Raw genomic sequence first — 20,289 nt, 5'->3', positions numbered from 1 at the left:
AGTTCGTTGACAATAAATTTACATTTCTACAACTTAAAAGGGCCATTTTTGCTAAAGAAGCGAGTCAGCCCGTTTAACCTTTATCCAGGCTTGCCGACAGTAGAATTGAGATGGCTCCGCTACTTCACCCGGTGACGGTTGATTACGTTATGCCTTATCTCCTGATGACGGCTGCCAGATCACAATGCTTTCGTAAACCGAAAATGACTTTGCTTGTAACCTTCGCGAAGATAAAAACGGTGTGCATCGCGGCGTTTAATATTTGTGGAAAGCTCCGTTAGCTCGGCGCCCGCCTGACGTGCTTCTTCTTCTGCCCAGGCCAGAAGCTGACTGCCAACTTTTTGTCCCCGCATCTGCGGTAATACCACCAGCTCCTGAATTTCGCCAATCCAGTTGGCATGATGGAGATGAAACTGCATATGCAGGCTGATCATGCCGACTACCTCTCCGTTGCGCAGCGCTAAACGATAATGAAAGTTGGGGTCCAGTAAATTAGCGGCGAACCCATCCCTGAAAGCCTGATAATCAAGCTCATCTTTAAGTAACTCACAGATAAGCGCGTAAACAGAATCGGTATCCTCTGTTGTCGCGTGGCGTAATTCACAGACTGGCATAATGTCCTCCCGATGCTTCATCAGGATCAACCATCTTTCGACAGACTGTAACAAACTACCGTCATTATTTATTCTATGGCAGTTAAACGGCGGATAACGTGCAGCCAAAGATCACTCTGATGGCAAGGGGGAGGGCGAGCCTCCCGGGGAGTTAGGTGGCAGGCTGATGTTTAACCACGTTAATCATCCACGGCACACCGAAACGATCGCTGACCTTGCCGAACCCCTGCGCCCAGAAGGTCTCCTGCCAGTCCATTTCGATTTGCCCTTGTGCGGCAAGGTTATCAAACCAGCGCTTCCCTTCTGCTACATCCTGGGTATCAAGCACCAGCGTAAAGCCGGAATAATGCGCCGTTCCCGACGCGCTGGCATCACTCATCATGATATCGCTGCCGGCAATGCGCATGTTGGCGTGGGCGATAGCAGTATCGGGAAAGCGCATTCCTGACGGGCAGCCCTCTTCGTTATCTGCCGCCGAGGGGGGCATTTCACCGAAGCTGAGTTTATAAAGCAGTTCTGCGCCTAACGTTTGTTGATAATACGCGATGGCGTCGGCACAGTTGCCGGCAAAAGAGAGATAGGGACTTAACGGCATGATGGTTACCTCAGGTAAGAGATGCTCGTTAAGTGTAGTTCGAAATTGGCACAATATTGCCGGTGGCAGGGCCGCTCAGGCCCGGTAAGCGAGGCGCTACCGGGCAATGACACGGTAAATCAGTTCTTTTTCACGAACTCGGATTTCAGTTTCATCGGGCCAAAACCATCGATTTTGCAGTCGATGTTATGGTCGCCTTCAACCAGACGAATATTCTTCACTTTGGTGCCGATTTTCAGCATGGAAGAGCTGCCTTTTACTTTCAGATCTTTCACGATGGTGACGCTATCGCCGTCCGCCAGCAGGTTGCCGTTGGCGTCTTTGACAATCAGCTCATCGCTCTCCTGAGCGGGTTCCGCATCGTTCCATTCGTGAGCGCATTCCGGGCAGATGAACATGCCGTTATCTTCGTAGGTATATTCGGAGTTACATTGCGGGCAGTGGGGTAATGACATGTTGGTATCCTCAAAAAGTCAGCGGGGGCAAACGCGCCCAAAAATGGCAGATCGCCGAAAAAGGCCGCAATTATACACAAAATCCTTAGCGTTGTCGGGACTATTGCCGCTTTTATAAAAGGGACTGCGCCACGCCAGTCAGCAATGGTTTACACTCAAATAACCGCTTTTTTACTGTCACCACAGCGCATTAGGGCGTCCTTATTTACACCTTTTGACCGAATTGACATATATGTGTGAAGTTGATCACATATTTAAACCCTGTTAGGGTAAAAAGGTCATTAACTGCCCATTCAGGCGTCAACAGGTTCGGTTGTACAGTCCGTAACCGGACAGTGTAAGTAAACCTGCTACGCTTGTATGAGGGAGAGCGTTCGCGCCCCTCCCTCCGCTCGACGGCGACGCTGGCGCGGTATGCCAGTGCCCGCCGTATATAGCGCTACAGGGCTTAGCCTATGAGGACAGCTATGCTGAAAAGGAAAAAAATAAAACCGATTACACTGGGCGATGTGACCATCATTGATGATGGTAAACTTCGCAAAGCGATTACCGCCGCCTCGCTGGGCAACGCGATGGAGTGGTTTGATTTTGGTGTTTATGGATTTGTTGCCTACGCGTTGGGTAAAGTCTTTTTCCCCGGTGCCGATCCCAGCGTCCAGATGATTGCCGCGCTGGCCACGTTTTCCGTTCCCTTCCTGATTCGTCCGCTCGGCGGGTTATTCTTTGGTATGCTCGGCGATAAATACGGGCGCCAGAAGATCCTGGCGATCACGATTGTGATTATGTCGATCAGTACTTTCTGTATCGGGTTAATTCCCTCTTACGCGACGATCGGTATCTGGGCGCCAATACTGTTGTTGCTGTGTAAAATGGCGCAGGGCTTCTCGGTTGGCGGGGAATATACCGGCGCGTCGATCTTTGTCGCGGAATATTCGCCGGATCGTAAACGCGGATTTATGGGAAGCTGGCTGGATTTTGGTTCCATCGCCGGGTTCGTGCTGGGCGCGGGCGTGGTGGTCTTAATCTCAACGATTGTCGGCGAGGAGAATTTCCTGGAGTGGGGCTGGCGTATTCCGTTCTTTATCGCCCTGCCATTGGGAATTATTGGTCTCTACTTACGCCATGCGCTGGAAGAGACGCCAGCGTTTCAGCAGCACGTGGATAAACTGGAGCAGGGCGACCGCGAAGGGCTGCAGGATGGGCCGAAAGTCTCCTTTAAAGAGATTGCCACCAAACACTGGCGTAGCCTGTTGTCATGTATCGGTCTGGTGATTGCCACCAACGTGACCTACTACATGCTGCTCACCTACATGCCGAGCTACCTGTCGCATAACCTGCACTATTCTGAAGATCACGGCGTGTTGATTATCATCGCCATTATGATCGGGATGCTGTTTGTGCAGCCGGTGATGGGGCTGCTGAGCGACCGTTTCGGTCGACGTCCATTTGTGATTATGGGCAGCATTGCGCTGTTTGCGCTGGCGATCCCGGCCTTCATCCTGATTAACAGTAACGTTATTGGCCTGATTTTTGCCGGTTTGTTGATGCTGGCGGTGATTCTGAACTGCTTTACCGGGGTGATGGCCTCGACATTGCCGGCGATGTTTCCGACGCATATTCGTTACAGCGCGCTGGCGGCGGCTTTTAATATCTCTGTATTGATTGCCGGTCTGACGCCAACGCTGGCGGCCTGGCTGGTGGAAAGCTCGCAGGATCTGATGATGCCGGCGTATTATTTGATGGTCATCGCGGTGATAGGCTTGATTACCGGTATTTCCATGAAAGAGACGGCCAATCGTCCGTTAAAAGGCGCAACGCCAGCGGCGTCGGACATCCAGGAAGCGAAGGAAATTCTGGGCGAGCATTACGATAATATTGAGCAGAAAATCGACGACATCGATCAGGAAATCGCGGAGCTGCAGGTCAAACGTTCGCGTCTGGTACAGCAACATCCGCGTATCGATGAATAAATTTCGCGCTTAAGGTTCGCTTAATCTCTCGCGGGCATACTCTCCTCCATACCTTTGGAGGAGAGCGTCATGAAAAGCTATATTTATAAAAGTTTGACGACCCTGTGTAGTGTGCTGATTGTCAGCAGTTTTATCTATGTGTGGGTCACGACGTATTAAACGCCTGTTATGCCTTTTTCAACATCACCCAGGCACGGGTGCCTGTTCTTTCCGTACGGTTTTGCAGGAAAAACTGTCCCTGATGTAGCTGGGTGATGCGGCTGACGATACTCAGCCCCAGGCCAATTCCGCCATAACGGCTGTCCATCCGCACGAACGCTTCGCTTAGCTTCCCGCATTTGCTTTCATCAATACCCGGCCCCTCGTCTTCGACCGCCATAATAGCGTCGGGGTCGGCGCTAATGTGGATAGTGATATGGGTTCCTTCAGGGCTATAGCGATGCGCGTTTTCCACCAGATTTCGCAGCAGCATACGCAGTAACGTCGCGTCACCGCGCACCACCACGTCCGCCGCGCTTTCCGGCAGCAACAGAGTTTGCTGACGCGTTTCCAGCATGGTGTTCAGCTCATCGTAGGAGGGGAGGATCACATCTTCCAGCAGTTTTACTTCCTGATAATTCCCGGAAGAGAATGACTGGCCCACGCGCGCCAGTTGCAGAAGCTGGGAGACGCTATCCATCATCTGGTCAAGACGGGCGATAAGCGGCGCGACATCAACATTGTGGGTTTTTGACAATAATTCCAGATGCAAACGCACCCCCGACAGCGGCGTGCGTAGCTCATGGGCCACATCGGCGGTAAAAAGGCGTTCATTGTCGAGCGTGGTGGTCAAACGCGTAACCAGTTGATTGATCGCCGAGACGACGGACTCAATCTCAAGCGTGGAGCTGTGAATGGCGATCGGCGTCAGATTATCCGCCGTCCGCGCTTCCAGCTCTTTTTGCAGTTCGGCGAGTGGGCGGGTAATACGCCGTACCGCCTGGTAGCAAACCAGCAGCGTCAGGCTAACCATAAATATGCTGGGGACGATCAGGCTGGCGACCGCCTCGCGAATTTCGTGCATGATATGGCGATCGTTGTTGCGATTATCCCGCAGCGCCTGCTCGAACAGTTGGATTTGCTCAGTGCTTTCATGCCATAACCAGAAGGTACTGATTAGCTGGAACACCAGCAGAATAAGACCAATTGTCAGAGTTAAACGCTGGCGAAGGGTCATCGCTCTTCGCTGAAAACGCATCAGGCTCACTTAGCTTTCCTCAGTGGCAACCAGCATGTAGCCAAACCCGCGAACCGTGCGAATGCGCGACTTGCCGACTTTGTCGCGCAAATTATGTATATGCACTTCCAGAGTGTTGGTCGAGGGTTCGTTATCCCAGTTGTAGATATCGTTATAAAGAATTTCCCGGTGCACCGGACTGCCTGCCTTGAGCATCAACCGTGAGAGCAACGCGTACTCCTTAGGCGTCAGGGTCAGTTCCTGTCCATCCCTCCATGCCTGATGGCGGCCTATATTGAGCGTCAGATTGCCAACCGTCAGTTCACTTTCACCCTGGTTATTATGGCGGCGCAGCAGCGCGCGGATGCGGGCGTGCAACTCCTCCAGGGCGAAGGGTTTAACCAGATAATCATCTGCGCCGACATCCAGCCCGCTAATGCGGTCGTTGAGCGTATCGCGGGCGGTCAGAATGAGTACCGGGAGGGTATATTTTTTCTGTCGGATTCGCGTCAGGAAATGCAGGCCATCCTCATCGGGCAGCCCTAAATCCAGCACCATCAGACTGTAATGACCAGACTCCAGACTATGCTCGGCGGCACGCGCTGTCGAAACGCCATCACACGCATAGCCTTCGGTTTGCGCGGCGAGTATTAACCCCTGTAATAATAGCGTGTCGTCTTCAACAATCAGTATCTTCATTCGCTTAGTCTCCTGCACGGTTGCAGAATATCATCTGCGGCCTGGTAATACGTCGTTTGTACGCCGGTTAATCCCAGCATGGTTGAGAAAAGATTGTCCTGTGAATAATCCAGCGTGCTCGCCCGTTTTTGCAGGCAGGCCTGATCCACCTGATAACGCTGTTGATAATCTTTAGAAAGCCAAATGAGCATCGGGACATGTTTTTGCGTATCCGGCGCAATAGAATACGGCAGACCGTGTAAATAAACGCCATTTTCACCCAATGATTCGCCGTGATCGGAAAGATAGACCAGGCTGGTTGTGAATTTATCCTGATGAGATTTCAGCAGGTTAATGGCTTTATCTACAATATAGTCCACGTACAGCACGGTATTATCATAGGTGTTGATCAACTGCTGTTGGGAACAGTTCTGAATTTCGTTAGTGTCACAGGTTGGGGTAAATTTTTTAAACTGCGGTGGATAACGGTTGTAATAGGTTGGGCCGTGGCTGCCGATGGTATGCAGTACAATAACGCCATCGCCTTTCAAATGGTCGATATAGTCTTCCAGACCGTGGAATAACACCTCATCGTAGCACTCGCCGTCGATACATTGTCCGGGCAGGTTTAGCTCGGTGACATTTTGATGCGGAACGCGATCGCATGCGCCTTTACAGCCGCCGTCATTATCATTCCACAGTACGTTAATCCCCGCGCGCTGGATAATATCCAGTAGCCCTTCCTGGTGATGCGCCAGCTCTTCGTCATAATGTTTGCGCGGCATATCAGAAAACATGCAGGGAACGGAGATCGCGGTCGCCGTACCGCAAGAGGTGGTATGCGGGAAATAGATTACATCGTCTTTCGCCAGCCGCGGATTGGTGTCGCGCGGATAGCCGCCAAGAGAGAAATCATCGCCGCGCGAGGTTTCGCCAACGATAAGAATCGTCAGGTTTTTGCGATCGCCTTTCAGCATTAATGGATTGCGATGGGCATCCTCGCCAATGCGTACCAGCGGCAAATTCGCCAGCCGTTGATGCGAATACCATGACCAACTGGCGACAATACTGTTCGATGGGCTTAACGCTTTGATCAACTGTTTATTATTTCGAAATAGCGAGGCGTAATCTTTGTAGAAAAAGGCGGCGACCAGAATAACTAATAAAATAGAGATCAGGACGCTGGCCAGGCGGTAAAGCCCGCTACGTAAGCGCGGCGTCGCCGGGCGGATTTTGACCCAGAAGGCAATCACGGCGGCCAGAACGCCGCTTAATCCCAGCGTCAGCACCATTTGCGGCGTCATCAGCGCAAAGGTTTCCGCAGGCGTGGTATCCATCATATTGGCGATCATGGAGCGATCGATGATGATGCCGTAAGTCAAAATAAAATACTGCGCGGCAGCGCCGACCAGAATAAAAACGCAGGCCAGCAGTCGGTTTAGCCAAATAAATGAGGCCAGCGTCAGCACACTATTGACCACGCTAAACGCGACGACCGGCATGGAAATAAACACCAGCACATTGCGCAGCGAGTTTAACGGTAGGTCTTGTAGTACCTGCTTGTAGAACGCAATGTTCAGGCAGACGGCAATATAAAAGGAAAAAAGCAGAAGCCAGGCGATTTGCCCAAGAACAGGTCTTTTAAGAAAGCGCTTTAACATGTTGATGCGTCCATCGATTCGGTGACGCTAATCGTGACAAAGTAAAATTAAGTGAACCTTAAGAACTTAATGTTGGTGGCGGCCGGATAACCTGCGCTATCCGGCCTGTTGCGATAACATTAACTACACGTGGTCAATCCTGTTTAACCGGCGCATCCAGCGGATACGGGTTTTTGTGAATGCGGTTGTAATTCAACGCATACAGCGCGGTGATCACCATCAACGTGACGAACGACCACATCACTTCTTTGGCGCCGGAACCGATGACCGCCCAGATGCAATACACAAACGCGACGAAGGTAATCAGCAGATACAGCGGGCGCGCTTTACCAAAGTGACCGTGGCCCAATAGCAACAGCGCGGCACAGGTGTAAAGATAAGGCACCAGGGTGAAGATAACCGACACGGAGGAGACCAGACCAAACTCTTTCGCGGCGTTCGGCGACATACTGCTGAACTGGAAGATAGTCATCAGCACGCCGACGATAAGCAACCCAGCCACTGGCGTACCGGCTTTATTAACCCGTGCGAAGATTGGCGGGAAGAGACCATCGTCCGCCGCCGCTTTTGCGGTTTGACCGGCAAGCAGCGTCCAGCCGCCGAGAGAGCCCAGGCAACCTGCTGCCGCACAGAAGGAAACAATAGCCCCTGCGGTATCGCCCAGCGCCATACGCGCCGCGTCACCGAAAGGCGATGCCGACACACGCAGCGCTGCGTTGGGGATCATCCCCATAATCGCCGTTGTGGAGAGTACATAGCAGACGGCGGCGATCAGTACCCCGCCGATGGTGGCGATAGGCACATTGCGTTTCGGGTTTTTGACCACACCGGCCGCAACGGAGGCGCTTTCTACCCCGATGAATGACCACAGCGTAACGTTCAACGTGCTTTGAATCGCGCCGAAGGTATTCATGCCGCTCACGTTCCAGGCCGCCATATAGGTTTCGCCTTTAAACCAGAACCAGCCGAAGACCGCAATCCCTACGATAGGCACCAGCGCCAGTACGGTGGCGACGGCCTGTACGCGGGTAATCATTTTCGGCCCGACGATGTTCAGCAGAACAAAAATCCACAGCACCGCGACGCAGGTAAGCGTTAATACCAGCGGATCTTTCAGAATCGGGAAGAAATAGCTCAGATAGCCGACGCCGATAACGACCATCGCGATATTACCGATCCAGCATGCCAGCCAGTACAGCACGTTCGTTTGATAGCCCAAAAACGGCCCGAAGCAGCGACGTGCGTAGGCATAGGAACCGCCGGGACTGGGATCTAAGGACGACATTTTGGCATAAACCATCGACAGCGCCAGGGCGCCGATGATAGTGACCAGCCATCCGTAGATTGCAATCCCGCCAGTGGCTGCCAGGTTGGCAGGGAGTAAGAATACCCCTGAACCCATAATATTCCCCGATACCATTAAGGTGACGGGGATTAGGCCCACTTTGTGAGCATCAGCATCCGAAGACATAATTTGGACTCCTGAAAAGGTGACTTCGTTACGATAAATTACGTCGTATCATACCCCCTCAGAATGCCGCTGAATTATGTCGGAGACGGGTTATCGCCAATGCTGTTATTATCGTGTCTTATCGTTGAGTGTAGAAAAATTAGGCAGCCGATCGTTCCCGATGTTGGCTAACATAATGCAGGGGGGTCATACCATAAAACTCTTTAAACACGGAAATAAAGTACGATGTGCTGTTATACCCACACAGCTGTGAGACTTGAGAGATATTCTTTCCGTCCATTAATAATTGGTTTACGGCATAACGCATTCGGCAGGTCGTGATTATTTGGCTATAACTGGTATTCTCGTTTTTGAGCTTTTTCTTTAACAAGCTTGGACTCAGGCACAGGCAACTGGCAACGGCGCTCAGATTCCAGTCTTTATGAATATCGCTCTGAATGATGTGGTAAACGCTGTCACTGATGCGGCTGCGCAGCATGTGCATTAACAAAGAAATAAATTTTTTGTGGTCAAGAAAGCGGGATAAAACGGTGAAAAGGAGCGCACGGGTACGTTCACTAACAATTTCATCCGGTGTTTCCATCGCGCTGTAGCGGGCAGCGACCCTGAAGATATCCGGCGTCAGACAGTTGGCGGTCAATAAGGGATCGGCGTTGCGTTGCCAGACGGGAAGGTGTGAGAGATCTTTATTCAGGAATTGTAAATAGTCTTTAATATTATTGCGACTCACTTGTATTACTAGCACGCTATTTAATGATGAAATGTCAATAACGTTATTTTCACAAGCCAGAATGGCCATATGATTCGCTTTTAAACTGATTGGCTCCTTACCATTTACTCGTAACCATGTATCTTTTTCGGTTAATAACACTATGCAAGGTTCGTTGCTGCAAATCCTCATACCCGAACTCCTGGAATATGAACATAAAATACCGGATCTCGCCAAACGGGAGAGATAACGGGGACTGAGTCAATTGTGTGATGAATTGAAACTGCACTAAAATAACTTTCCTGAATAATATTACAATATTTGTACGATGAATTAGGGTGTACAAAAAGTTGTACGCGAGTGGCAACTTGTCATTTTTGTATAAAAAAAGCGCGGGATGGGGCCCGCGCAAAAAGGTATGACAGTATTATTGTTTTGCAGCAATACTCAGGGAATACATGCCATCCTCAAAAAAAAGACTCTTTGTGATTAGGCTTTCACGCACATAACGTGATATACGCCATCAATAATTTCCGTGCCTTCGGTTTCATGCTCAAAGCCAGGGAAGTGATGATCCCAGGATTGCAGTGAGCGTAAGTAACCCACCTGCGGACTGTTTTCATCGCCAAAGTTTTCGCCGGAGAGCAGCATCGGGATTCCTGGCGGGTAAGGAATAACGGAGTTCGCCGCAATGCGACCCGGTAGATTTTCAATCGCCACCATTTCAATATTGTTGTTCACAATCGCGTTGTAGGCGTCGCGCGGGGTAATCTCCGCAACCGGCAGGGTGGAATAGGCGGCGTTGAGACGGGCGCCCGGGTTATTTTCACGTAGCCAGGCAAACATTTTATCGCCCAGGTCATGAATACCCATGTTCGCGTAAGTGTCAGGATAATCCTGCACCAGTTCCGGCATCACCTGCGCCAGCGGCGTATTCGCGTCGTAATGATGTTTGAAGGAACACAGCGTGTTGATCAGCGTTCCCCATTTCCCGCGAGTGACCCCCATGGAGAACAGGAACATAATCTGAAAGTCGGTGGTGCGGGTCGGCACGATACCGTGGCGGCCAAGCCATGCTGTGACCAGCGCAGCAGGTACGCCGGATGCTTCCAGTTCGCCATCGTCGCCCATACCCGGCGCCAGAATACTGACTTTAATCGGATCCAGCATACTCCAGTTATCCGGCAGGTCTTTAAAGCCGTGCCAGGTTTCCCCGGGGCGCATGACCCAGCAGTTCTGGTCGGTTGCCAGCAGTTTTGCCGGCGCGTCGGCGAAGTCATACGTTTTACCGGTTTGTGGATCGGTGACGACGTCTTTATTCCACGGTTTAAAGAACCAGTCGCCTTCATCGGTAAACTCTTTATAAAGACGCGCCATCGCCTGACGGAAATCAACCGCTTCGTCAATCACCTCTTGAGTCAGGGACAGGCCGCTGTTACCGTCCATCATCGATACCGCCACATCGTTGGATGCGCAGATGGCATATAACGGAGAGGTGGTGGCATGCATCATATATGCCTGGTTGAAGCGGGAGAAATTCACCGCGCCACGGCCTTCACGGACATGAATGTAGGAAGCTTGTGAAAGCGCATTCAGGAGTTTGTGCGTGGAGTGGGTGGCAAACACGGTCGGACCGTTATGGTCGCCTGGCTCGCCGCGCATCGCGTAGTGATCGCAATAAATCGGGTTGAAGCGCGCATAGCCGTACCATGCTTCGTCGAAGTGAATGCGATCGCTGGTTTTTGCCAGCAGATCCTGCGCCTCTTTGGCGTTATAGCATACGCCGTCATAGGTACAGTTGGTCACCACGCTGTAAGACGGTTTCTGTCCGGCTTTGGTTTTGGTCAGCGGGCTGGCGCTGATTTTTTTCTGCAAGGTTTCAGGCTGCATTTCCTGCGGGTAGATTGGCCCGATAATGCCGTAACGGTTACGGCTTGGCACCATATATACCGGTTTGGCCCCAGTGAGGATCAGCCCCTGCTCGATGGATTTATGGCAGTTACGATCCAGTACAACGACATCATTATCCGTCATACAGGCCTGCATAATAGTACGGTTAGAACCGGAGGTCCCGACAACCACGGACCAGGAGCGGTCAGCACCGAATACGCGGGCGGCGTTTTTCTCGCTTTCGCCAAACGCGCCGGTATGGTCGAGGAGTGAACCGAGCGTGGTACGCTCAATCCCCATATCGCTGCGGAACAGGTTTTCGCCATAATAATCGTGATAAAAGCGACCGGCAGGCGTTTTAGTGAAACCGACGCCGCCCTGGTGTCCCGGCGCCGCCCATGAATATTCATGAATGTCGCTGTATTTCATCAACGCGTTAAACAGCGGCGGTAACAGTTGCTGGCGATACCGGGTCATGGCGGCAACAGCGCGTCCGGCGATAAAGTCAGCGGTGTCTTCCAGAATCCAGGCGAATTCATCGACAAGCTCCAGCAGGTCGCGATCCAGCGATGCCGTCGCTTTTTCCCTGTCGCCTAACAGGAAAACGGGCACGTTTTGCTGACGCTCGTGAAGCTTACCGATCAATTGCCTGACGCTCAGGTGCTCATCCGGTTGTTCCATTTGGTAGCTAAACATCAGACAGTCAATGGCTTCGTTCGCGGACAAGATGGCATAGCCGTCATCGAAAGATGTCGATTTAATGACGGTAACATTTTGTTGGCTCAAGGCATCCGCCAGACGCTCAACCGCGTTGCCAACCCAGGTGTCCTGATGCAGAAACTCACTTTCAACAATTAATACTTTCATCATCTTTTACCCGGTTGTGGAGGCCGTGCAATTTACGCCTTGCCGACCCGCCGTATGAATGTGACGTGGGCAAGTATTACCCCGTCAAATAGGGGGTGTAAAGTGATGGAATAATGGTCAGTTATTGATATTGTTGTTTAATAAACAATGGGTTAATTATGGATATCGAGCGATTTCACCTGCCGTTTATCGACAGGTGAATTATTTTTTTGGCTGATAGTGGTATCCGGCTTTAGCCGGGCATCGTCTGGCGTCGTTGCTGGCTTAGCTTGCGATATTGTTGCGGAGACATGCCGACAAATTTGCTAAAAGTACTGTAAAAACGGCTGCTGGATCGGAACCCGGCAGTCAGAGCGACATCGAGGATCGTTTTGTCAGTATCGCTCAATAAGGCACGTACGTGATTGATGCGCATCGCCGTGATGTACTGCTTCATCGTCAATTGCATAACCCGCTGGAATATTCCCATCGCGTAATTAGCATTGAGTTTGACATGCTCCGCGACGTCGTTAATGGTGAGCGCCTGATCGTAGTTATCGGCAATAAATCCCAGCATCTGGCTTACGTAAAACTGCGCATGGCGTGAGACGCTATTCTTGTGGGTGCGTGATGTTTTATTGAGCAAAATAGGCTGCCAGCCGGAAAGGCTAAAGCGTTTAAGCATCAGGCCGATTTCATCGATCGCCAACTGGCGAATTTGCTCATTCGGGCTGCTTGTTTCCTGCTGCCAGCGCAACACTTCAAAGGTGCTAAGCTGCTGGGTCGCCAGTGATTTAACCACCATCCCGTGCGTGACGTGGTTGATAAGATCGCGATCCAGCGGCCAGGAGAGAAACAGGTGCATCGGCAAACTGAAAATCGCCATCTGGCGGCAGTTGCCGGGGCGGGTAAGCTGGTGTGGCGTACAGGCCCAAAACAGGGTGATATGTCCCTGCTTTATCTGCACGACTTCATTGTTGATTAAATACTCCACATCGCCGTCAAACGGAACATTCACTTCTACTTGCCCATGCCAGTGACTGCTGGCCATTCTGTGCGGTGGCCTCAGCTCAACGTCCAGTCGTTGATATTCGGAATAGAGCGACAGCGGGCTACGGGTTTGCTTTTCATCGCCGTTGCACATGTGCGGGTCGGGCGGGAGGAGGGATATTGCTTGCGTACTCATCGTCACTCCATTTCCTGAATTATCAGAATTATGCCCCTTTAGCCGGGAGGAAACCGGGAATCCGGACACAGAATCCGTCGATATTGTAGAGCGTAGCCTGACTTTCAGGCCGAATACTCTGCTTTTTACGCCATTTTGTCCCAAAAACTCAGATCTCCCGCGCGTCAGCATACGATCTGAGTTTTCGGGAATGCTCATCGGGGAAGACGGAGGTTTTCACCGGGAACGCGTGCCACCATGAAGGTGTTCACTACTGTTCTGGAGAGTCATGATGACGGCACCCAAAATTACCTTTATCGGCGCAGGTTCTACGATTTTCGTCAAAAATATCCTCGGCGATGTGTTTCACCGCGAGGCGCTAAAATCAGCGCATGTCGCCCTGATGGATATTGACGAAACCCGGCTGGAAGAGTCGCACATTGTGGTACGGAAACTGATGGACTCAGCGGGCGCTTCTGGCCGGATTACCTGCCATACCAACCAGAAAGCGGCGCTACAGGATGCGGATTTCGTGGTGGTCGCCTTTCAGATTGGCGGCTACGAACCCTGCACCGTGACCGATTTTGAGGTTTGTAAGCGTCATGGCCTGGAACAGACGATCGCCGATACGCTGGGGCCGGGCGGCATTATGCGCGCGCTGCGGACCATCCCGCATCTGTGGCGGATTTGCGAAGACATGACGGAAGTCTGTCCGAAGGCCACCATGCTCAATTATGTCAACCCGATGGCGATGAACACCTGGGCTATGTATGCCCGCTATCCGCATATCAAACAGGTCGGCCTGTGCCATTCGGTACAGGGAACGGCGGAAGAACTGGCGCGCGACCTGAATATCGATCCCGCCTCGCTGCGCTACCGCTGCGCCGGCATTAACCACATGGCGTTTTACCTCGAACTGGAGCGCAAAACGGCTGACGGGACTTATGTCGATCTCTATCCTGAATTGCTGGCGGCCTATGACGCCGGACAGGCGCCGAAGCCCAATATTCACGGCAATGAACGCTGCCAGAACATTGTGCGCTACGAGATGTTCAAAAAGTTGGGCTACTTCGTCACCGAGTCATCAGAGCATTTTGCCGAGTACACGCCGTGGTTTATTAAACCGGGACGCGAGGATCTGATTGCGCGCTACAAGGTGCCGCTGGATGAATATCCGAAACGCTGCGTAGAACAACTGGCGAACTGGCATAAAGAGCTGGAGGAGTATAAAACCGCCGAGCGTATCGACATCAAACCGTCCCGCGAGTACGCCAGCACCATTATGAACGCTCTGTGGACCGGCGAGCCGAGCGTGATTTACGGCAATGTGCGTAATGAGGGGCTGATTGATAACCTGCCGCAGGGAAGCTGCGTGGAAGTGGCTTGTCTGGTGGATGCCAACGGCATTCAACCGACGAAGGTGGGGACGATCCCTTCTCATCTGGCGGCGATGATGCAGACCAACATCAACGTGCAAACGCTGTTGACCGAAGCCATCCTCACGGAAAACCGCGATCGCGTGTATCACGCGGCGATGATGGACCCTCATACCGCAGCGGTGCTGGGTATCGAAGAAATCTATGCGTTGGTTGACGATCTGATCGCCGCGCATGGCGACTGGCTTCCGGCCTGGTTACGCCGTTAATCTCCAGCCGCGCTGGACGGCAGATCCGGCGTTTAACCTCTACTAACAGAAGGCGGGCGCTGGTAACAGCGACCCGGTACCCAATGAGCATCTCTCTGACAACAAAGCTGAGTTACGGGTTCGGTGCGTTTGGTAAGGATTTCGCCATCGGCATTGTGTATATGTACCTGATGTATTACTACACCGATGTGGTGGGACTCTCGGTCGGCCTCGTCGGCACCCTTTTTCTGGTCGCGCGAATCTGGGATGCGATAAACGATCCCATCATGGGATGGATTGTCAACGCCACGCGTTCGCGGTGGGGGAAATTTAAGCCGTGGATATTGATCGGCACCTTAACCAATTCGCTGGTGCTTTTCCTGCTGTTCAGCGCCCATCTTTTTGAGGGAACCGCGCAGGTTGTATTTGTCTGCGTAACCTACATCCTGTGGGGCATGACGTATACCATTATGGATATCCCATTTTGGTCGCTGGTGCCGACCATTACGCTTGATAAGCGAGAACGCGAACAACTGGTGCCGTTCCCGCGTTTCTTCGCCAGTCTGGCTGGCTTCGTCACTGCCGGTATAACGCTGCCGTTTGTGAACTACGTTGGCGGAGCGGATCGTGGGTTCGGCTTTCAGATGTTTACGCTGGTACTGATTGCGTTCTTTATCGCCTCGACTATCGTGACATTACGCAACGTACATGAGGTGTACTCCTCCGACAACGGTGTAACGGCGGGCCGCCCACATCTGACGTTAAAAACGATCGTTGGATTGATATACAAAAACGATCAGCTCTCTTGCCTGTTGGGAATGGCGCTGGCGTATAACATTGCCTCCAATATTATCAATGGCTTTGCGATCTACTACTTCACCTATGTGATTGGCGATGCCGATCTTTTTCCCTATTACCTTTCTTACGCCGGCGCGGCGAATCTGCTGACGCTGATTGTCTTCCCCCGGCTGGTGAAAATGTTATCGCGGCGGATATTGTGGGCGGGCGCCTCCGTGATGCCCGTTCTGAGCTGCGCAGGGCTCTTCGCGATGGCGTTGGCGGATGTCTATAATGCCGCTTTAATCGTGGCGGCGGGTATTTTCCTGAATATCGGGACCGCGCTCTTTTGGGTGCTTCAGGTGATCATGGTGGCGGATACGGTCGATTATGGGGAATTTAAGCTCAATATTCGCTGCGAGAGTATCGCTTATTCCGTACAGACGATGGTCGTGAAGGGCGGCTCGGCGTTTGCGGCGTTCTTTATCGCTCTGGTGCTGGGGCTGATTGGCTACACGCCGAACGTGGCGCAGTCTGCGCAAACCCTGCAGGGGATGCAGTTTATTATGATTGTCCTGCCGGTACTGTTTTTCATGATGACGTTGGTTCTCTACTTCCGCTACTACCGTTTGAACGGCGATATGCTGCGCAAGATTCAGATCCACCTGCTGGATAAATACCGGAAAACGCCGCCATTCGTCGAACAGCCGGATAGCCCGGCGATTTCTGTGGTAGCGACCAGCGATGTAAAAGCGTGAGCATGGTCTCTCGTGCAGGCCGGATAAGCGTAGCGCCATCCGGCAATTAACCGATAACGCGGCCCGGGTGAACGCCGGGCCTACCAGGTTATTTCGCGCAGTTAGCGCACTGTTTGCTGACAATCTGCTGGAAGAAATCGTTGCCTTTGTCATCCACCAGGATAAAGGCCGGGAAATCTTCTACTTCAATTTTCCAGATAGCTTCCATGCCGAGTTCCGGATACTCGACGCACTCCAGATGCTTAATGCTCTGCTGTGCCAGTACCGCCGCCGGGCCGCCGATACTGCCCAAATAAAAGCCGCCGTGTTTTTTACAGGCATCCGTGACCTGCTGACTACGGTTGCCTTTCGCCAGCATGATCATACTGCCGCCGTGGGATTGCAGCAGATCGACATAAGAGTCCATTCGGCCTGCGGTGGTGGGGCCTAATGAGCCAGATGGATAACCTGCCGGGGTTTTTGCCGGGCCTGCGTAATAGATGGGGTGGTCTTTAATATACTGCGGCAGGTCTTCGCCGGATTCAATACGCTCTTTTAGCTTCGCGTGGGCGATATCGCGACCTACGATAATGGTGCCCGTCAGCGACAGGCGAGTCGAGACCGGGTACTGCGATAGCTGGGCGAGGATCTCTTTCATCGGACGGTTGAGATCGACTTTCACCGCGTCGCCTTCGCCCGCCTGACGCAGCGCTGGCGGAATATACTGGCCCGGATTGTGTTCCAGTTTTTCGATCCAGATGCCTTCGCGGTTGATTTTCGCTTTGATGTTACGGTCTGCCGAGCAGGAGACGCCCATCCCCACCGGACAGGAAGCGCCGTGACGAGGCAGGCGAATTACGCGAATATCGTGGGCGAAATATTTCCCGCCGAACTGGGCGCCGAGGCCAAGTTTATGCGCTTCTTCCAGCAGTTCCTGTTCCAGGTGGAGATCGCGGAATGCCTGGCCGTGCTCGTTACCTTCCGTCGGCAGCGCGTCGTAATAGTGGGTGCTGGCGAGTTTAACGGTTTTCAGCGTGCTTTCCGCCGAGGTGCCGCCAATGACAAAGGCGATATGGTATGGCGGACAGGCTGCGGTGCCCAGCGTGCGCATTTTCTCAACGAGGAAGTTTTTCAGCTTGCCTGGGGTGAGCAGCGCTTTGGTCTCCTGATAGAGATACGTTTTGTTTGCTGAACCGCCGCCTTTCGCCACGCAAAGGAACTTGTACTCGTCGCCATCGACGGCATAGAGATCGATTTGCGCTGGCAGGTTGCTGCCGGTATTGACCTCTTTGTACATATCCAGCGGTGCGTTCTGCGAGTAGCGCAGGTTATCTTCGATATAGGTATTAAACACGCCTTTGGAGAGCGCGGCTTCATCGCCGCCGCCCGTCCAGACGCGTTGGCCTTTTTTACCCATGATAATCGCCGTGCCGGTATCCTGGCAGGTCGGCAGAATGCCTTTGGCGGCGATCTCGGAGTTTCTCAGGAATTGCAATGCCACATATTTGTCGTTTTCGCTGGCTTCGGGGTCATGGAGAATGGCGGCGACTTGCTGCTGGTGTTCAGGACGGAGCATAAAAGACGCATCATGGAAGGCCTGCTGAGCCAGCAACGTTAACGCCTGCGGCTCAACGTTTAGGATAGATTCTCCATTGAATTCACTGACGCTGACATAATCGGAGGTGAGCAGATAATACTCTGTTTTGTCCTCTCCCATCGGGAAAGGCGCCTGATAGATAAACTCTTTTTTCGACATGTGCTTCCAGCCTAATAGTAAGAAAATGTATTAAGAGCCTCATGGGCCAGGCTCTAAGTCGCGCGCCGCGCATAGCCGGGCGGCGCGCGCGGCCATTACAGGAATCCGTACATTGCGGCAAAGATCCAGCCAAAGACGCAGGAGACGCTCACGCCAATCAAACCCGGCAGAATGAAGCTGTGGTTAATGACGAAGCGGCCAATACGTGTTGTGCCGGAACGGTCAAACTGAATCGCCGCCAGATCGCTTGGGTAGGTCGGCAGAATATAGTAGCCATAACATGCCGGCGCAGAGGCCACGATATACGCCGGATCGACACCGATAGCCAGCGCGACGGGAACAATCGCCGCCAGCGCCGCTGCCTGGGAGTTAACAAACTTGGAGACCAGCAGCAGAACGATGGCGTAGGCCCACGGATACTCTTTGACCATTTCGCCCAGCACGCCCTGAATTTCCGACATATGCGCGCCGAACATGGTTTCCGCCATCCAGGCGATCCCGTATACCGCGACAATCGCAATCATACCGGAACGAAAAACTTCGTTTTTTGAGATAGACGCAGGATTGGTTTTGGTCAGGATGATAATGAGCGCCCCGGTCAGCAGCATGAACATCTGAATGACCAGCACCATCGACAACGGTTTGCCGCCGAAGGTTGGGCGTAAGTCGGAGTCCGCGCCCAGGAGAGCGACCACGGCAATCGCCGCCAGGAAGATCCACATCGCCAGCCAGTTGCTTTTCGGCAGTTTTTTATCCAGCAGCGTCGCGGTATCGCCGTACACGTACTGACGGTTTTCCGGTACGGAGATAAATTTCTGAAACGCTTCGTCTTTATCCAAATCTTTACCGCGGAACCAACTAAAAATACCGATTGCCAGGATACCGAGCAGGGTAGACGGGATGGTGATCGACAGCAGATCGAGGAACTCCAGATGTTTTCCGTCAAATGTCACGTTGCCCAGCATCGCTACCAGAGAAACAACGGCGACGGAAACCGGACTGGCGATGATGCCCATTTGCGCGCCGATAGAACTGGCCGCCATTGGACGTTCCGGACGGATATTATTCTTGATCGCCACATCATAGATAATCGGCAAAATGGTGTAGACCACGTGGCCTGTCCCACACAGAATCGTCAGGGTACAGGTGACGAACGGCGCCACAATAGAGACGTATTTGGGGTTGCGACGCAGCAGCTTTTCGGCAATCTGCAGCATCACATCCAGCCCGCCTGACGCCTGCAACGTTGCCGACGCGGCGACTACCGCGATAATGACCAGCATTACGTCAACGGGCGGTTTACCTGGCTGGAGATGGAAAACAAACACCAGAATGACCAAACCGATACCGCCCAACAACCCGAGCGCGATGCCGCCCTTTCGGGCGCCATAAAACAGACATATTAATATTATGAGAAGCTGTATACTAAATAACATTTTTATTTATCCTCGCGATAAACCCAGTCAATTTTGATAAATGGATCACAGCCATCTTCTGATTTGTGTGAATGAGCATCAGGAAATGGCGAATATTCAATGCGCCAGTGGCGACGATTAACGATTAAGCTTTTTACAGAGTTGCTTTAAGTAATTATTTTCTTGCGATGGTGATGTTCAGAGGGGAGTACCCTCTGGCGATGGGCAGGTGGAGTCAGCGAGAGCAGTAAATTATGATTTGTCTGTTTTAAAAACAGGCGTTTATTCTTTAATTTTTGTGTCTCGCCATCAGGTAAATCACGAGATAAAGCGAACAGAATGTGACTTATGTGATCATTGTCACGCCATTTTTTTAAATTATTAGTATGGCGTGTGGAGACGCGTATCTGCTCACCAATATACGTATTGTCCATAGGCGTAGCACAAGCTCCATTGCTACAAACATAATTTTATTTAAGTGTCAGGAAAATTCCGGACAAATCCCTTTTTTAATAAAAATACACACTCTCGGCATGGGATAATACTTAATTAACTTTTGTTAGCGTTTTGAAATTAAAAACAGCGCATAGCGCTGTAATTATAGAAAATAACGTTAACAGGCCTGGGTTGAGTATATTTGATCTGACACAATTTCCCAGGTTTGTTATTAATGTGATAGCGTTTTTATTGGCATTGTTATAATAAATGTT

The 20,289-nt window shown here is 51.9% G+C and carries 17 protein-coding genes; 4 read left to right on the top strand and 13 right to left on the bottom strand.

Features of this window, described 5'->3' with window-relative positions:
* Positions 1–179: 179 nt before the first annotated feature.
* The 3 genes from phnO to J4645_RS16060 form a co-directional block, all read right to left on the bottom strand.
* Positions 180–614 carry an aminoalkylphosphonate N-acetyltransferase gene (gene phnO / locus J4645_RS16070; protein ID WP_001527229.1) on the bottom strand — a complete coding sequence of 145 codons (435 nt, stop codon included), beginning with the start codon at positions 612–614 and terminating at the stop codon, positions 180–182.
* A gap of 151 nt (positions 615–765) precedes the next feature.
* Positions 766–1,209: a VOC family metalloprotein YjdN gene (gene yjdN, locus J4645_RS16065; RefSeq protein ID WP_001131301.1), complete on the bottom strand. Its 444-nt coding sequence runs from the start codon at positions 1,207–1,209 to the stop codon at positions 766–768.
* A gap of 119 nt (positions 1,210–1,328) precedes the next feature.
* The gene (locus J4645_RS16060; protein ID WP_000056482.1) at positions 1,329–1,664 is read right to left on the bottom strand and encodes a zinc ribbon domain-containing protein YjdM; all 336 of its coding nucleotides are present in this window, start codon (positions 1,662–1,664) and stop codon (positions 1,329–1,331) included.
* 467 nt (positions 1,665–2,131) lie between these two features.
* Between J4645_RS16060 and proP the strand changes: the two genes are divergently transcribed.
* Together proP and pmrR are read left to right on the top strand one after the other, a co-directional pair.
* Positions 2,132–3,634, top strand: coding sequence for a glycine betaine/L-proline transporter ProP (proP, locus tag J4645_RS16055; RefSeq protein ID WP_000919710.1), 1,503 nt, complete (start codon positions 2,132–2,134; stop codon positions 3,632–3,634).
* 69 nt (positions 3,635–3,703) lie between these two features.
* Positions 3,704–3,793, top strand: coding sequence for an LpxT activity modulator PmrR (pmrR, locus tag J4645_RS16050; protein WP_000844399.1), 90 nt, complete (start codon positions 3,704–3,706; stop codon positions 3,791–3,793).
* Between the two features lie 7 nt (positions 3,794–3,800).
* On the opposite strand, the gene pmrB is transcribed toward pmrR, so the two are convergent.
* The 7 genes from pmrB to melR form a co-directional block, all read right to left on the bottom strand.
* Positions 3,801–4,871: a two-component system sensor histidine kinase PmrB gene (pmrB, locus tag J4645_RS16045; RefSeq protein WP_071585826.1), complete on the bottom strand. Its 1,071-nt coding sequence runs from the start codon at positions 4,869–4,871 to the stop codon at positions 3,801–3,803.
* Between the two features lie 9 nt (positions 4,872–4,880).
* On the bottom strand, positions 4,881–5,549 hold the full coding sequence (pmrA, locus tag J4645_RS16040; protein WP_000697894.1) for a two-component system response regulator PmrA: 669 nt from the start codon (positions 5,547–5,549) through the stop codon (positions 4,881–4,883).
* Positions 5,546–7,189 carry a phosphoethanolamine transferase EptA gene (eptA, locus tag J4645_RS16035; protein ID WP_000919290.1) on the bottom strand — a complete coding sequence of 548 codons (1,644 nt, stop codon included), beginning with the start codon at positions 7,187–7,189 and terminating at the stop codon, positions 5,546–5,548. The genes pmrA and eptA overlap by 4 nt, the downstream gene beginning before the upstream one ends.
* Positions 7,190–7,322: 133 nt before the next feature.
* The gene (gene adiC / locus J4645_RS16030) at positions 7,323–8,660 is read right to left on the bottom strand and encodes an arginine/agmatine antiporter (protein ID WP_000093130.1); all 1,338 of its coding nucleotides are present in this window, start codon (positions 8,658–8,660) and stop codon (positions 7,323–7,325) included.
* Between the two features lie 139 nt (positions 8,661–8,799).
* On the bottom strand, positions 8,800–9,561 hold the full coding sequence (locus tag J4645_RS16025; protein ID WP_001217075.1) for an AraC family transcriptional regulator: 762 nt from the start codon (positions 9,559–9,561) through the stop codon (positions 8,800–8,802).
* A gap of 297 nt (positions 9,562–9,858) precedes the next feature.
* A complete protein-coding gene (gene adiA / locus J4645_RS16020) occupies positions 9,859–12,126 on the bottom strand; it encodes an arginine decarboxylase (protein WP_001542850.1) in 2,268 nt (755 codons plus the stop codon).
* A 232-nt stretch (positions 12,127–12,358) separates the two neighbouring features.
* Positions 12,359–13,291, bottom strand: a complete 933-nt coding sequence (gene melR, locus J4645_RS16015) for a transcriptional regulator MelR (protein WP_000106992.1) — start codon at positions 13,289–13,291, stop codon at positions 12,359–12,361.
* Positions 13,292–13,559: 268 nt separating this feature from the next.
* On the opposite strand from melR, the gene melA reads away from it, so the two are divergent.
* Both melA and melB read left to right on the top strand, forming a co-directional pair.
* Positions 13,560–14,915 carry an alpha-galactosidase gene (gene melA, locus J4645_RS16010; RefSeq protein ID WP_001527488.1) on the top strand — a complete coding sequence of 452 codons (1,356 nt, stop codon included), beginning with the start codon at positions 13,560–13,562 and terminating at the stop codon, positions 14,913–14,915.
* A gap of 83 nt (positions 14,916–14,998) precedes the next feature.
* Positions 14,999–16,429 carry a melibiose:sodium transporter MelB gene (gene melB / locus J4645_RS16005; protein WP_023215129.1) on the top strand — a complete coding sequence of 477 codons (1,431 nt, stop codon included), beginning with the start codon at positions 14,999–15,001 and terminating at the stop codon, positions 16,427–16,429.
* An 88-nt stretch (positions 16,430–16,517) separates the two neighbouring features.
* Here the strand turns inward: melB and fumA are convergent, their stop codons facing one another.
* The 3 genes from fumA to J4645_RS15990 form a co-directional block, all read right to left on the bottom strand.
* On the bottom strand, positions 16,518–18,164 hold the full coding sequence (fumA, locus tag J4645_RS16000; RefSeq protein ID WP_000037187.1) for a class I fumarate hydratase FumA: 1,647 nt from the start codon (positions 18,162–18,164) through the stop codon (positions 16,518–16,520).
* A gap of 95 nt (positions 18,165–18,259) precedes the next feature.
* Positions 18,260–19,600 carry an anaerobic C4-dicarboxylate transporter DcuB gene (gene dcuB, locus J4645_RS15995; protein ID WP_000899149.1) on the bottom strand — a complete coding sequence of 447 codons (1,341 nt, stop codon included), beginning with the start codon at positions 19,598–19,600 and terminating at the stop codon, positions 18,260–18,262.
* A 146-nt stretch (positions 19,601–19,746) separates the two neighbouring features.
* A complete protein-coding gene (locus J4645_RS15990) occupies positions 19,747–20,013 on the bottom strand; it encodes a hypothetical protein (RefSeq protein ID WP_001530565.1) in 267 nt (88 codons plus the stop codon).
* Between the last annotated feature and the right edge of the window lie 276 nt (positions 20,014–20,289).

The sequence above is a fragment of the Salmonella sp. 32082101201600294FB01SM01 genome (assembly GCF_017572865.1).
GTDB lineage: Bacteria > Pseudomonadota > Gammaproteobacteria > Enterobacterales > Enterobacteriaceae > Salmonella > Salmonella enterica.
The sequence above is the reverse complement of the archived record's forward strand: the minus strand, read 5'-3'. Positions and strand labels throughout refer to the sequence as shown.